At 61.9% G+C, this 13567-nt stretch carries 13 protein-coding genes; 9 read left to right on the forward strand and 4 right to left on the reverse strand.

What is annotated here, in order from left to right; genetic code table 11:
• From BN1123_RS05095 to BN1123_RS05105, 3 genes are all read left to right on the forward strand, one after another.
• On the forward strand, positions 1 to 627 hold the full coding sequence (locus BN1123_RS05095) for a tetratricopeptide repeat protein (RefSeq protein ID WP_042025696.1): 627 nt from the start codon (positions 1 to 3) through the stop codon (positions 625 to 627).
• A 121-nt stretch (positions 628 to 748) separates the two neighbouring features.
• Entirely contained in the window at positions 749 to 1435 is a 687-nt protein-coding gene (locus tag BN1123_RS05100; RefSeq protein WP_042025697.1) for a response regulator, read from the forward strand.
• The gene (locus BN1123_RS05105; RefSeq protein WP_042025698.1) at positions 1432 to 2871 is read left to right on the forward strand and encodes an ATP-binding protein; all 1440 of its coding nucleotides are present in this window, start codon (positions 1432 to 1434) and stop codon (positions 2869 to 2871) included. Before BN1123_RS05100 ends, BN1123_RS05105 begins: the two co-directional genes overlap by 4 nt.
• Positions 2872 to 2959: 88 nt before the next feature.
• On the opposite strand, the gene rloA3 is transcribed toward BN1123_RS05105, so the two are convergent.
• Positions 2960 to 3460 carry a retropepsin-like aspartic peptidase RloA3 gene (gene rloA3 / locus BN1123_RS05110; protein ID WP_042025699.1) on the reverse strand — a complete coding sequence of 167 codons (501 nt, stop codon included), beginning with the start codon at positions 3458 to 3460 and terminating at the stop codon, positions 2960 to 2962.
• A 379-nt stretch (positions 3461 to 3839) separates the two neighbouring features.
• Between rloA3 and BN1123_RS05115 the strand changes: the two genes are divergently transcribed.
• The 5 genes from BN1123_RS05115 (at position 3840) to BN1123_RS05135 (ending at position 8737) form a co-directional block, all read left to right on the forward strand.
• Positions 3840 to 4883 carry a GMP reductase gene (locus BN1123_RS05115; RefSeq protein WP_026457207.1) on the forward strand — a complete coding sequence of 348 codons (1044 nt, stop codon included), beginning with the start codon at positions 3840 to 3842 and terminating at the stop codon, positions 4881 to 4883.
• Positions 4884 to 4976: 93 nt separating this feature from the next.
• The gene (gene earP, locus BN1123_RS05120; protein WP_042025700.1) at positions 4977 to 6152 is read left to right on the forward strand and encodes an elongation factor P maturation arginine rhamnosyltransferase EarP; all 1176 of its coding nucleotides are present in this window, start codon (positions 4977 to 4979) and stop codon (positions 6150 to 6152) included.
• A gap of 45 nt (positions 6153 to 6197) precedes the next feature.
• On the forward strand, positions 6198 to 6764 hold the full coding sequence (gene efp, locus BN1123_RS05125; RefSeq protein WP_026457209.1) for an elongation factor P: 567 nt from the start codon (positions 6198 to 6200) through the stop codon (positions 6762 to 6764).
• A 121-nt stretch (positions 6765 to 6885) separates the two neighbouring features.
• A complete protein-coding gene (locus BN1123_RS05130) occupies positions 6886 to 7638 on the forward strand; it encodes a DUF3530 family protein (RefSeq protein ID WP_042025701.1) in 753 nt (250 codons plus the stop codon).
• Positions 7639 to 7780: 142 nt separating this feature from the next.
• Positions 7781 to 8737, forward strand: a complete 957-nt coding sequence (locus BN1123_RS05135; protein WP_042025702.1) for a D-2-hydroxyacid dehydrogenase — start codon at positions 7781 to 7783, stop codon at positions 8735 to 8737.
• Positions 8738 to 8795: 58 nt separating this feature from the next.
• On the opposite strand, the gene BN1123_RS05140 is transcribed toward BN1123_RS05135, so the two are convergent.
• On the reverse strand, positions 8796 to 9281 hold the full coding sequence (locus BN1123_RS05140; protein WP_026455940.1) for a glycine zipper domain-containing protein: 486 nt from the start codon (positions 9279 to 9281) through the stop codon (positions 8796 to 8798).
• 199 nt (positions 9282 to 9480) lie between these two features.
• Positions 9481 to 11061, reverse strand: coding sequence for a GGDEF domain-containing protein (locus tag BN1123_RS05145; protein ID WP_326938635.1), 1581 nt, complete (start codon positions 11059 to 11061; stop codon positions 9481 to 9483).
• 203 nt (positions 11062 to 11264) lie between these two features.
• Between BN1123_RS05145 and BN1123_RS05150 the strand changes: the two genes are divergently transcribed.
• The gene (locus BN1123_RS05150; RefSeq protein WP_082037473.1) at positions 11265 to 12713 is read left to right on the forward strand and encodes a GGDEF domain-containing protein; all 1449 of its coding nucleotides are present in this window, start codon (positions 11265 to 11267) and stop codon (positions 12711 to 12713) included.
• Between the two features lie 243 nt (positions 12714 to 12956).
• Here BN1123_RS05150 and BN1123_RS05155 read toward each other — a convergent pair whose 3' ends face one another.
• Positions 12957 to 13565: an HAD-IA family hydrolase gene (locus BN1123_RS05155; protein WP_042025704.1), complete on the reverse strand. Its 609-nt coding sequence runs from the start codon at positions 13563 to 13565 to the stop codon at positions 12957 to 12959.
• Positions 13566 to 13567: the final 2 nt, after the last annotated feature.

Here is a 13567-nt window from a genome sequence, read left to right on the forward strand (position 1 = left end):
ATGACCCGGATTGCTTGCAAATACGGCGTCCTAGCCATCCTGCTGGGGGCCGCCGGCGCCCAGGCGGCAGACGATGCCCTGATCCCCATCCAGCAGCAATGGGCCGTCTGCCAGTACCAGCAGGTCGACAAGGCCAAGGAGCGCTGCCTGGAGACCCTGAGCGGCCAGGCCGAACAGGCCAGTGCCAAGGAGCCCTTTCGCACCGATCTGCTGATCTGGTCGGCCATCGTCAAGAGCACCTGGGCCGGCGCCAAGGGCGGCCTGGGGGCGCTCGGGCTGGTGAAAGAGGCCAAGGCCAAGCTGGAGCTGGCCCTCAAGCAGGATCCCAAGGCCCTCGACGGCTCGGCTTACACCAGCCTGGGCTCCCTCTACTATCAGGTGCCCGGCTGGCCGGTCGGCTTTGGCGATGACGAAAAAGCGGAGCAGCTGCTCAAGCAGGCGCTCGTCATTAACCCCGCCGGCATCGACCCCAACTTCTTCTATGGCGACTTCCTGCTCGATCAGGGGCGCAAGGCAGAAGCGAAAACCTATCTGGACAAGGCGCTGGCCGCCCCAGCCCGCCCGGGGCGCGAGCTGGCCGACGAGGGGCGCCGCAGTGAAATTCGCGAACGCCTCGCCAAGCTGTAAAAAGCCAGCCTGATCAGACAGCTATTTAAACTCTGCCCACCAGCTTGCATACTGGTGGGCAGAGTCGTTTATGTCGTAAAGCCGGGCTACCGGCTTGTTCCCTGACGTGATGGAGAGAGAGATGCGCATCCTGCTGGTAGAAGATGACGTGATGCTGGGCGATGGCATGCAGGATGCCCTGCGCCACAGCGGATACACGGTGGACTGGTTGCAACAGGGGTTGCCCGCCCTGGCGGCCCTCAAGAGCGACGAATTTGCCGCCCTCATCCTCGACCTCAACCTGCCGGACATCGACGGCCTCAGCCTGCTGCGCAAGTTGCGCCGGGAGGGACACCAGCTGCCGGTGCTGATCCTCACCGCCCGCGATGCCCTCGACGATCGGGTGATCGGGCTGGATGCAGGCTCTGACGACTACATGGTCAAGCCCTTCGCCCTGCAGGAGCTCAACGCCCGCCTGCGCGCCCTGGTGCGCCGCAGCAAGGGGCAGGCCCAGGCGATGGTGGAGTATGGCGACATCCTCATTTATCCCGAATCCCAGCAGGTCACCTATCAGGGGGAAGCGGTCAAGCTCACTCCCCACGAGTACAAGCTGCTGCTGGAGCTGCTGAGCCAAAGCGGCCGGGTGCTGAGCAAGGAGCAGTTGCAGCAGAGTCTCTATGGCTGGGATGAGGGGGCCGAGAGCAACGCGGTGGAGGTTCACATCCACCACCTGCGCAAGAAGTTCTACAGCGACCTTATCCGCAACATCCGCGGGGTCGGCTACATCATTCCCCAGCTCGATCAGGCAGGACGGAACCAGGCACGATGAGACGCTCGAGCTCCATTCGCCGCTTTCTGCTCACCGGCATCCTGACCCTGGTGAGCGTGAGCCTCACCATCAGCACCTTCATCGGCTACATGGAGGCAAGCCACGAGATGGAGGAGCTGTTCGACGCTCGTCTTGCCCAGTCGGCCCGCATCACCAACAAGCTGCTAGCCCGCTACATGGCACAGGAGGGGCCGCTCCCCCTGGATGGCACCATCTATCAGGAGTGGGAACAGCAAAATCCCGATGGCTGGCAGAAAGACAAGAGCCTCAATATCACCGGCGAGGACAGGGAGATCACTCCCTATGGTCACGAGTTCGAACGCAACCTCTACTTTCAGCTGCTGAACGAGCAGGGAAATCTGCTGCTGAGCTCCCCGAGCGCCCCGCGCCAGCCGCTGGTCACCCTGACTCGCGGCTTCGATACGGTGGAAAAGGATCACCACCATTGGCGCACCTTCACCCTCTACAACGAGGAGGAGCGAACCTGGCTGGTGGTGGCGGAGCGGGATGACGAGCGCAGCGAGCTGGCCAGCAAGATGGCGACCCTCGCCATGCTGCCGCTGCTCATCACCCTGCCCTTCCTGCTGGGGTTGCTGTGGTGGCTGATCACCCATGGCCTGGCCCCCCTGCGTCAGCTGGCCCAGGCCATCAGCGAGCGCCACCCCGCCAACCTGACCCCCCTCAACCTCAAGGCGGACGCCCAGGAGCTGACGCCGCTGGTCAACGAGATAAACCGCCTGATGCAAGCGCTGGCCGAAACTCTGGAGCGGGAGAAACAGTTCACCAACGAAGCGGCCCACGAGCTGCGCACCCCGCTGGCGGTGCTCAGGATCCACAGCGAAAACGCCCTGGCGGCGGACGATGAGGAGAGCCGCCGCCAGTCGCTGCACAAGATGTTGCAGGCCCTGGATCGCAGTGATCGCCTGATCCGCCAACTGCTGACCCAGGCGCGCATCGACAACCAGCAGGAGGTCGTGCTGGTCGAGCTGGAGATAGGCCACCTGCTGCAAGGTACCCTGGCGACCCTGGCTCCCATCGCCCTGCAAAAGGATCAGCAATTATCGCTCGAGAGCGATACGCCACTGCGGGTAATGGGGCAGGCCACCCTGCTCGAGCTGTTGTTTGGCAACCTCATCGACAATGCCCTGCGCTACACCCAGCCAGGTGGCGAGATCCGGGTGCAGGTGCGGCGGGAGGGAAGCCGGGTGAGAGTGGATGTGAGCGACAACGGGCCCGGCATCCCGGACCACGCCCTGTCACGGCTGTGCGAGCGCTTCTATCGGGTCAATCCCCAGCAGGGGGACGGAGTCGGCCTTGGCATGGCCATCGTCTCGCGCATCGCCCAGCTGCATGGCGCCGATCTCGATGTACACAACCTGCCGGACAGGGGTCTGGAAGTGAGTCTCTGGCTGCCGCTGTCGGCCAGCGCCAAATAGATTACCAAGTAGATAACAAGAGGGGCCGCTTGCTGCGGCCCCTCTGTTTGGCTGTACATCTGTTTGGTTGCACATCGGCAGCGCAGATTTAGCGACAATCCGGCTGGCGAGTGAAGGTGCGACCTGCATCCACCGGCCCCATCTCTTCCAGCATACGGCGCCCCAGCAGCACCGGATAGATCATCTTGCTGCGATCCCGCAGGGTAAACCAACCCTCATAGACCCGGTTCCCCACACAGACGGACATGGTCACGACCGGCCGCTTCTGTTTCTCCTTGCCCCCGGCGCCGCGCACCGTCACGTGACGTTCCACCGGCCGTTCAAACTGCCGGGATACCTGTTTGCCGCTGTCGGCATCGGTCACTCGCAACCAGAAGCGCACCCAGGGTTTGCCATCGCGCGTGAATTGCTCCAGATCCTGGGCATCCATTGAAGAGGTGCGCGCCCCCGTATCCAGCTTCATCTTGACCGCCACGCCGGTGGGGAGGATCAGCCCCTTCTCCACCCAGCCATACCCTTCCTGCGGCGCCGCCAGTGCGCTGCCGCAAAGGGCCAATATCAGTGCCGTGCCTGCTATCCACTTGCTCATACCACAACCTCAGCCGTCTCATCTTCACAAGGTGAGGCCCAGACTTATCACACTGTCTTGCGAGGGAACATCGCTTTGTGCCGGGCGGTAGCCCAGGAGGGCGGAGGGGGATGACGAGGCGACAACCAATGTCTGGCGACGGGAAATGGCGGGGGAAGAGAAACGCCGGGTTAGCCTTGGATGAAACCATCGGCCAACCTCAGGTTGTGACGCCAAAGGCTACCACAACAGTTGGTGAAATATCAGTCTTGTTCCGGGGGGATTTTTGCCTACACTGTTGTAAACCGGAGGCCCTGAAAACCCCCGGTTTTTTTGTGCCTGCCGAAAATTTGCCACTGCAACAGTGACGCATCACTCAAGGCTCAATAAGGAATTTGCAATGCGTATCGAAGAAGACTTGAAGCTCGGTTTCAAGGATGTCCTGTTTCGCCCCAAGCGCTCTACTCTCAAGAGCCGTTCCCAAGTCAGCCTGACCCGTCAGTTCACCTTCAAGCACACACGGACCCAATGGCAGGGGGTGCCCGTCATCGCCGCCAACATGGATACCGTCGGCAGCTTCGCCATGGCCCGCGCCCTGGCCGGTTTCGAGATGATGACGGCGGTGCACAAGCACTACAGCCTCGAGCAGTGGCAAACCTTCGTCAATGAGACCGACCCGGCCCTGCTGGGTCATGTGATGGTATCGACCGGCACGTCGGACGAAGACTTCGTCAAGACCCGCCAGATCCTCGCCATGTCAGAGGCGCTGCGCTTCATCTGCGTGGACGTGGCCAACGGCTACTCCCAGCACTTCGTCGAGTTCCTGCGCAAAATCCGTGAGGCCTGCCCCAATCACGTCATCCTGGCGGGCAACGTGGTGACCGGCGAGATGGTGGAGGAGCTGATCCTCTCCGGCGCCGACATCGTCAAGGTAGGCATTGGCCCGGGCTCTGTCTGCACTACCCGGGTCAAGACAGGTGTCGGCTATCCCCAGCTCTCCGCCATCATCGAATGTGCCGATGCCGCCCACGGCCTTGGTGGCCAGATCGTCGGCGACGGCGGCTGTACCTGCCCGGGGGACGTGGCGAAAGCCTTCGGCGGCGGCGCCGACTTCGTGATGCTGGGGGGCATGCTGGCGGCCCATGAGGAGTGCGGCGGCGAGATCATCGACGTGGATGGCGAACCCTTCATGAAGTTCTACGGCATGAGCTCGTCGAGTGCCATGGACAAGCACGCCGGCGGCGTCGCCGAGTACCGTGCCTCCGAGGGCAAGACGGTGCTGCTGCCCTATCGCGGCCCGGTGGAGAATGCCGTGCGCGATATCCTGGGGGGCGTGCGCTCCACCTGTACTTATGTCGGTGCCAGCCAGCTGAAAGAATTGACCAAGCGCACCACCTTTATCCGGGTGCGCGAGCAGGAGAACAACGTCTACGGCAAGGAGTGATCTGCCAGACTACCTGCGACCAGCTGACAGTTAGAAGCCAGTCCACCGGTGTGCTACCCTGCGCACCGGTTTTTTTGCATCTGGATCCCCGACATGACAAGCCCCCTGCCCCGGTTCGACTGGGATATCTTCTGCTGCGTAGTGGACAACTTCGGTGACATCGGCGTCACCTGGCGACTCGCCCGCCAGCTGGAGCAGGAGGGGCATGGTGCGGTGCGGCTCTGGGTGGACGATCTGGCCAGCTTCGCCCGCATCTGCCCGGGGCTCAACCCTGCGCGGGACGGCCAATGGATCGAGGGTATCCATATCCAGCACTGGCATAAAACCCTGCCCGCCGACATCACCCCGGCCAGGGTCGTCATCGAGGCCTTTGCCTGCGAGCTGCCCGCCCCCTTTGTCGAACGCATGGCCGAGCAGAGCCCGCCCCCCTGCTGGATCAATCTGGAGTACCTCTCGGCCGAGAGTTGGGTCGAGGATTGCCACGGCCTCGCCTCCCCCCAGCGGGTGGGCAACCGGAGCCTCGACAAATACTTCTTCTTCCCGGGTTTTAGCGCCAGAACCGGCGGCCTGCTCTGCGAGCGTACGCTGCTGGCCGAGCGGGATCGCTGGCAACAGGATGAAGTCGGCCTTGCCGCCTACTGGGCGAGCCTGGGCCTACCGCCCAAACAAGAGAACGAGCTGCGGGTCAGCCTCTTTACCTACGAGAGCGAGGCGCTGACAAGCCTGGTCGAAAGCTGGTGCCAGAGCGCCACGCCGGTCACCTTGCTGCTGCCGCTGGGGCGCTCATTGCACGACGTGCTGCGTGGCGCAGGTTTGTCAGATACCATCCCTACGGCCAGGGCGGGCGATCTGCTCCATTCGGGCAACCTCGCCATCAAGCTGCTGCCGATGACGGATCAGGCTGGCTACGATCGGCTGCTGTGGAGCTGCGATCTCAACCTGGTGCGCGGGGAAGACTCCTTCGTGCGCGCCCAGTGGGCCGCCCGCCCCTTCCTGTGGCACATCTACCAGCAGGAGGAAGAGGCCCATCTGATCAAGCTGGAGCACTTCCTCGACCACTATCTGGCGGACTTGCCCGCCGAGTGCGGCCAGTGGCTGCGCGACTTCAATCTCGCCCTCAATCGGGGCGAGGATTGCCGCGCACTCTGGGCTAACTGGCCACGCTATAGCGCCATTTGGCAGCAACATGGGCGAAGCTGGTCACAGAAGTTGCAGCACGATGGGGATCTCGTCACACGATTGGTGAAATTTCTGGAAAGCCGTATATAATCTGGCAGTTTTTATCCGTCCGTTTCACGAACAGGAATTTTTTACATGAAAACCGCACAGGAAATCCGCGCTGGTAACGTAGTCATGATCGGCAGCGAGCCGATGGTGGTCCAGAAGGCTGAATTCAACAAATCCGGCCGTAACTCCGCCGTGGTCAAAATGAAGCTGAAGGGTCTGCTGAACGGCAGCGCCACCGAGACCGTCTTCAAGGCCGATGACAAGCTGGACGTGGTTCAGCTGGAACGTAAAGAGTGCACCTACTCCTACTTCTCCGACCCCCTGTATGTCTTTATGGACACCGAGTACAACCAGTACGACGTAGAGAAAGACAACCTGGGTGACGTGCTGAACTACCTGGTAGACGGCATGGAAGACATCTGCGAAGTGACTTTCTACAACGAGAAAGCCATCTCCGTAGAACTGCCGACCACCATCGTTCGCGAAGTGGAATACACCGAGCCGGCTGCCCGTGGCGATACCTCCGGTAAAGTGACCAAGCCTGCCCGTCTGAAAGGCACTACCTACGAGCTGTCTGTTGCAGCCTTCGTAGAGATCGGTGACAAGATCGAAATCGATACCCGCACCGGTGAATTCAAGCGTCGCGTCAACTAAGTTGACCCCTTGAACTGGATGCAAAAAAGCGAGCCACTGGCTCGCTTTTTTATTGCCCCTTGCTCGCACCTTCAGAAAATGACGCCGTGGCCGCTAACCCAGATAACCGGGGGAGCACACTATGGCCAGATTATCCTTATCACTGCTGTTACTGACGATGCTGGCCAGCCATGGCGCGCAAGCCATCGAGGTCGCGCCGCCCGCTCCCGTCGATCACTGGCAGGAGAGCGACTGGCAAGGGCTGCCCGACGTCACCCGCATCGACAAGCAGACGGTGCTGTTTGCCAAGCACGACAGCGAAAACTATCTGGGGCTCGCCATCTTGCTGCCGGACTGGCAACGCAGCGGCCAGCTATGGCAACTCACCCGGGATCTTCGCCTGCTGGGCTTCGATACCTTGCTGCTGCTCCCCTCTCCAGAACAGGCCGAGCTCGACCCGGCCGCCGAGAAGAAAGCGAAAAACAGCGACGCCTTTCGCAAGCAGTTTGCCGAGCGGATCAGCAAGCTGGCCGAGGCCAAGCTGCAGGATGGTGGCTTCAAGCTGATATTGGCCCAGGGCACAGGGGCTGCCTGGACTGCCAACCTCATCGCCAGCGAGCAGTTGCCCGCCCCCGATGCGCTGGTGCTGCTCGACGGCTTCTTCCCCGATCAGCAGAGCAACCAGACCCTGGCCAAGCAGGTGGCCCAGGCCACTATCCCCACCCTGGACCTCTATCAGGAAGAGGGCGGCAGATGGCCGCAGCTCGCGGCGGCAGAGCGCCTTAGCGAGACCCGTCGCAGCCACAAGCTCAACTATCGCCCTTACGCCCTGATGGAACTGGCGGAGACGCCAACACGCATTCAGGGCTGGCTCAACCACCTGGGCTGGCTCTGACCCAGCCCTGCCCCTGTACGCCAAAGCGCGGGCACGGTCACATCTGCCGCAGAAAGCCCCCCTTCGCGGCCCGCGACACTGGCTCTGGCTGCATCCTATTTGGCATCATGACCGTTCGGCCCCGTTCATGGCAGGAAGGACCATGCAGCAGATTGTGTTTCTCGACAGCGATACCCTGGATGTAGGCATCACCCTGCACCATCCCGACTTCCCCCATCACTGGCAGAGCTATCCGAGTACGACGCCAGAGCAGGTGGTCGAGCGGCTCCAGGACGCCAGCATCGCCATCATCAACAAGGTGCGCATCGGTGCCGACGAACTGGCCAGGCTGCCCCAGCTCAAGCTCATCGCGCTGGCAGCCACCGGCAGCGACAACGTGGATCTGGAGGCCTGCCGCGCCGCCGGCGTCGGCGTGTGCAACATCCGCAACTACTCGGGCCCTTCGGTGCCGGAACACGCCATGGCACTGATGCTGGCCCTGTCGCGCAACCTGTTTGCCTGGCGCCAGTCGCTGCTGGAGGGACGCTGGCAGCAGAGCGGCCAGTTCTGCTTCTTCGATCACCCCATTGCGGATCTGCACGGCAAGCGACTTGGCATCATCGGCAAGGGAACGCTCGGCCAGGCGCTGGGCGAGCGGGCAAAAGGGATAGGCATGGAGGTGCGTTACGCCCAAAGCCAGATCGGAGGCAACGCGGATGACGACCGGCTGCCGCTGGATGACCTGCTGCAAAGCTCGGATGTGGTGAGCCTGCACTGCCCGCTCACCCCCTATACCCGCAACCTCATCGGCGAGCGGGAACTGGGGCTGATGAAACCGGGCGCCTTGCTGATCAACGTGGGACGCGGCGGCCTGGTGGATGAAGCAGCCCTGTTGCGGGCGCTGGCCAACGGCCGCCTCGGCGGCGCCGGATTCGATGTGGCGAGCGTCGAGCCGCCGCCCCCCGATCACCCCCTGATGCAGGCCCTGCAATATCCCAACTTCATCCTGACCCCCCATGTGGCCTGGGCCAGCGAGGAGTCGATGCAGCGCCTCGCGGATCAGCTGATCGACAACATCAATGCCTTCGCCGCCGGCCGGCGCCAACACCGGCTGGTGTGAGCCAGAAACAGAAACGGGGCCTGCAGGCCCCGTCTTCATTCACACGCACCGGAGGGCATCAATCATCGTCGTCATCGTGCCATCTGTGTTTCTTGTGCTTCTTGTGTTTCTTGTAGTAGTGGCGGTGATGATGATCATCGTCGTCGTAATAACGATCCCGGCTCTTGTGGCCATCCCCCGTCTTGGCACCGATGGCCGAGCCACTGGCACCGCCCACCCCGGCCCCGATCAGCCGACCGGTATCACCGCCGACACTCTTGCCGATGGCGGCGCCACCGAGCGCTCCAACGGCGCCGCCGAGAGCGGCTTCATTCTTGTTGCCTCTGTTGGCTGTTGCGGCACCTCCGGCCGCACCGCCAATGGCGGCCCCCACCAGAGCCCCTGTGTCGCCACCGAGCTCCTTGCCGATCATGGTGCCCGCCACGCCGCCGGCACCGCCCCCCAGGATGGTATTGAGCGTCTCGGAGGCGTGTGCCACCGAACTTCCCAACAACAAGCCACCCAACAGAGTCAGGGCACTCAGGCCACGCTTGTTCATCCTCATGGATACTCCTGTCAACGCTGATTAATTTTCCCGAACTATACGATTTACGACAGGATGTACCAGTGTCGCAGGAGAGCGACAGGTGCCTCTCTTGCCCTGGATAATAAATTCATAATCTGTTGAATTTAAATCAAAAAACAACTTCATCAGAAAGCTGTCGAGAAGTTGGGGACAAGGTTCCCCGACAGGCAGGGAGCATTTAGCCATCATCGCTCGGACAGAATTTGTCAGCACTATCCGCGTTACTCTGCTCATTTTGGAGCTGTGCTGGCAGGGACCAACGATCACGCCCCAGCCGCTTGCTCTGGTAGAGGTACTCATCGGCCCGCTCGAACAGGTTGTGGTGCACTTCCGGATAGTGGGCTCCCCCTGCGCTCAGGGTGACGGCGATCTGCTTCTCGCGCCACTGCTGGTTGTGCACCCGGATGAAGAGCTGCCGCAATCTCTCCTCCAGATCGGCCCGTTCCATGGTCAGCAAGGCGGCAAACTCGTCCCCGCCAAAACGATAGACATTCCCCTCGCCCAACTGCTCGGCCAGCAGAGCCGCTATCCGGCGCAGCACCTGATCGCCGCAGGCATGACCATGGGAGTCGTTGATGTTCTTGAAAAAATCCACATCGAGCAGGAGCAGCCAATGAGGCTGCCCCTCTTTCAGCAGGGTTTGCTGCCTGGCATCGAACGCCCGACGGTTCATGATCCCGGTGAGAGGGTCGTGGTGCATGGCATCCTGTCCGCGCAGCAGATTGGCCCTGACCAGATCCACCTTGGAGAGGCTGTCATCGACAAACCAGGTCTTGTGACCGGGGAAGCGCCGGCCACTTTTGACATCCCGGGAGATCTCGCTGAGGGAGCCGGCCACCAGACGCTGCTCCAGCCGGAAGATCCTGACCAGCACGAGCAGGCTCAGCAGCCAGATGACGGCAAGCAGCAGCTGGGGCAACACCAGCATCCGCAGATCTTCCCCGAGGATGGCGCGAAAGAGGGGCGCGGAGAGATAGATATGCAGATCCCATCCTATGTCCTGCAAGGGATGGGTGAGATGCACCCCGTTGCCAAGCACGCCGAAGCCCGGCCAGCTCCAGATGCCCTCGGGCTTCTCCCCGCGCCGGGCAAGCAAGTCGAGGTTGCTGGCAACAATGACATCATCACCGCCGGCAGGAGTCAGATAGATGGCCACCGCCTGCTCATCGCCCAGGGAGTTTTGCAGCGCCCGCTGCAGGGATGCGAACTGCATGTCGACCATCAGCAGTCCCAGCAGGCGATCCTCCCTGTCCATGACCCGTTTGACCAGAGTGAGGGTCTGGACCCTGGTGTCATATTCCGGATAGGGGCCCAGCCATAATGGCTCTTCCCCGGCCTGGGTGACTGCGGCATACCAGGGTCGCTCGGTGGCCTTGAATTGCGGCGGACGCTCCCAGGCGGGATAGGTATCGATGCGATCATGGCGCAGATTATAGAAATAGATGAAGTGATCATCGGGCTGGATCCGGTGCGCTATGGTCCAGTAAGGGTTCAGGGCCGACTCGCCACGGGCGATCGCCTCCCTGTCCAGCGAATCGTCGAGCACCGTAATCTGGCGCTCACTGACCTGTATCATCTCATGGATCAGGGTGGCTTCGATGGAGGCGGCGATGCGGTCATAGCTGGCGATCGTCCTGTCGATATCGCGCAGCAACCCCTGCACGCCCAATATCAGTGTCGTGATGAGCACCAGGCCACCCAGCAGCAGGGTCATGGGTACCAGCAGGTAATACCGTTTGCAGGGAGGAGCGAGACTCACACATGTACCTCTGGATGACCATGGAGAGACCCTCATTCTAAAAGCAATAAATACAATCAATCATTGACCGGCATCAGCATTCCACTCTAAATAACAGTGAAATCAACAGTTGCCTAACGCAATGATTATTCTATGCTTTTATGGATTCTTTCGCAGCCATCTCCATACACCGCCATGGCCAAAGTCGCCATCAGGAGTCTCTCATGGAAGAGATAAAACCCTCGTACATAGACGTACTCCGCGCCCCTCCCTGCGCCTTCTTGTGTATGGCCACCCTGATATGCCTCTTTTCACTGGCCGGGATCTTCACCCGCCCTCCCGACATGCTGGCCGCCTTCTGGCCCGCCAACGCCGTGTTCCTCGGCATCATGATCCGCTACCCCATTCTGGCCTCACCCGCCGGCTGGCTGGGCGGAATAGCCGGTTATCTGCTGGCGGCTCTCTTCACCGATGACTCGCTGCTGAAAACCGGCCTGCTGACCCTGGGCAACCTGGTGGGCGTCGGGGTCGGCTATCTGCTCTACCGACGACTGGGCAGGGATAATGTGCGCCTCAGGCACCCCAACGCCATCGTTTACCTGCTGCTGATCAGCATGGCCGCCTCATTTGCCGCCGGACTGGTCGGCGCCCTGATCAACCCCATCCTGTTCAATGGCCGCTCGCTGCACGGACTGGGTTTCTGGTTTGCAAGCGAACTGGTCAACTACATGGCCTTGCTGCCGGTGCTCCTGACGCTGCCCCATGCCGGCGCGATACGAACCTGGTTCAAGGCACTGTGGCTGCCGCACGTCTCCTGGGCAAGAGTGCTGCCCTTGCTGATGTTTATCTGCTCCCTGTTGCTGGCGGAGATCGTCTCGGGTCCGGGCTCCCTCGCCTTCCCGGTTCCTGCCCTGCTGTGGTGCGCCGTCAGCTATTCGCTCTTTACCACCACCCTGCTGTCGCTCGGCTTTACAACCCTGACCCTGCTTGCCATCTCCGGCGGTTATCTCGTCATCAACCACGACGCCCAGACCCAGTACTGGATGTTCTCGGTGCGGATCGGGATCATGCTGATCGGCCTCACCCCTCTCACGGCAGCCAGCATCATGGCGACCCGCAACACCCTGCTGCGCCAGATGGAGTACATGGCCCACCACGATCACCTGACCGGCGCCCTCAATCGTGCGGGCTTCTGGCCGAGCGCCCAACAAATGCTGGCGCAGCTGGATCAGCAACATAAACCGATCGCCGTCTGCATGCTGGATCTGGACAACTTCAAGCAACTCAATGACAACCACGGCCATGAGGCGGGGGATCGTGCGCTCAAGGCATTCACCATGGCCATCAGCCAGGGGATGCCCGGCAGCACTCTGCTCGGACGGCTCGGTGGCGAAGAGTTTGCACTGCTACTGCCCGATGTGCCGCCGTCCCAGGCTTGGGAGCTGGTCGATCGGCTGCGAAGCGAGGTGGCGCAGTTGCAAGTCATTGACGAGGCCATGCGCCCCGTCACGATCACGGTCAGCATAGGGCTCGCCTATCGGGAGCCCGGCCATCTCAACCTGGAACAGCTGCTCTCCCACGCCGATGCGGCGCTCTATCGCGCCAAGCACAACGGCCGCAACCGGGTAGAGTGGTATCAGGACACGACCTGCAGTCAGGAGTATGGCCGCTGAACCGGGCAAAACCCGGCACACTCGCAGGTAATATCGCGTGTTGGGAAGCGCGAAGCTCATGAGCTCTCCGCAAACTTCAACCAAAGAAGCTTGTTGCGAGCGCGGCAAAAGACATCCATCACTGGCCGACATCAGGAACTCTATCCAAACAACAGGGTGACAAAGTCTCCCACACAGCGGACAGCCATCACTCAACAGGCGATCCTTCTGCCCGCCCCGTTCGCCGGGGGGGTTTATGACCGCTCAGGTCAACAACGTCAGCTGCAGGCCGTCATCTGCCTCCACCATGCTCACCTGACGCCAATCCTGGATCAGCGCACTGACGCCGTGCTCCAGCCACTGTCTCCCTCCCACCTGTACCACGGTGCAACCGGCCCGCAGGGCACTGGTGATGCCAGCCGGTGCATCCTCAAATACCAGGCAATCAGCGGCCGCCACTCCCAGCCGCTCTGCCGCAAGCAGATAGGGCTCGGGATCCGGTTTGCCGTTTACCACATCGTCAGCCCCCACCAGCAGGGTGGGCAACGCCAAGCCGGCGCTCAGCAGCCGATGACGGGCCACCCGCTGGCTGGCCGAGGTCACCAGCGCCCAGCGCTCAGTCGGCAGGCTTGCCAGCAGGGTACGGGCGCCGGAAAGGGCCTCAGCCTGGCCGGTGTGATGGATCTCCAACTCATCGAGCAGGGCCACCTCCTGCGCCAGGTCCAGCTGCGGGACCAGGGTGCGGATCACCTCCCGCGAGCGCACCCCGTGACAGATGGCCAGTACGGGCTCGGGAGCCAGCCGGTGGCGGCGGCACCAGAGCCGCCACACCGTCTCTACCTCACCGGTGGAGTGCACCAGGGTGCCATCCATGT

It is taken from the genome of Aeromonas enteropelogenes, from assembly GCF_000819845.1.
In the GTDB taxonomy this organism is placed as follows: Bacteria; Pseudomonadota; Gammaproteobacteria; order Enterobacterales; family Aeromonadaceae; genus Aeromonas; species Aeromonas enteropelogenes.

Bases quoted from the DNA above. Each gene is read 5' to 3' on its own strand.
- rloA3 (WP_042025699.1), bottom strand. From the start codon at position 3,460: ATGAGCAAGTGGATAGCAGGCACGGCACTGATATTGGCCCTTTGCGGC.
- BN1123_RS05105 (WP_042025698.1), top strand. From the start codon at position 1,432: ATGAGACGCTCGAGCTCCATTCGCCGCTTTCTGCTCACCGGCATCCTG.
- BN1123_RS05155 (WP_042025704.1), bottom strand. From the start codon at position 13,565: ATGGATGGCACCCTGGTGCACTCCACCGGTGAGGTAGAGACGGTGTGG.
- efp (WP_026457209.1), top strand. From the start codon at position 6,198: ATGAAAACCGCACAGGAAATCCGCGCTGGTAACGTAGTCATGATCGGC.
- BN1123_RS05135 (WP_042025702.1), top strand. From the start codon at position 7,781: ATGCAGCAGATTGTGTTTCTCGACAGCGATACCCTGGATGTAGGCATC.
- BN1123_RS05150 (WP_082037473.1), top strand. From the start codon at position 11,265: ATGGAAGAGATAAAACCCTCGTACATAGACGTACTCCGCGCCCCTCCC.
- BN1123_RS05100 (WP_042025697.1), top strand. From the start codon at position 749: ATGCGCATCCTGCTGGTAGAAGATGACGTGATGCTGGGCGATGGCATG.
- BN1123_RS05140 (WP_026455940.1), bottom strand. From the start codon at position 9,281: ATGAGGATGAACAAGCGTGGCCTGAGTGCCCTGACTCTGTTGGGTGGC.
- BN1123_RS05115 (WP_026457207.1), top strand. From the start codon at position 3,840: ATGCGTATCGAAGAAGACTTGAAGCTCGGTTTCAAGGATGTCCTGTTT.
- BN1123_RS05130 (WP_042025701.1), top strand. From the start codon at position 6,886: ATGGCCAGATTATCCTTATCACTGCTGTTACTGACGATGCTGGCCAGC.
- earP (WP_042025700.1), top strand. From the start codon at position 4,977: ATGACAAGCCCCCTGCCCCGGTTCGACTGGGATATCTTCTGCTGCGTA.
- BN1123_RS05095 (WP_042025696.1), top strand. From the start codon at position 1: ATGACCCGGATTGCTTGCAAATACGGCGTCCTAGCCATCCTGCTGGGG.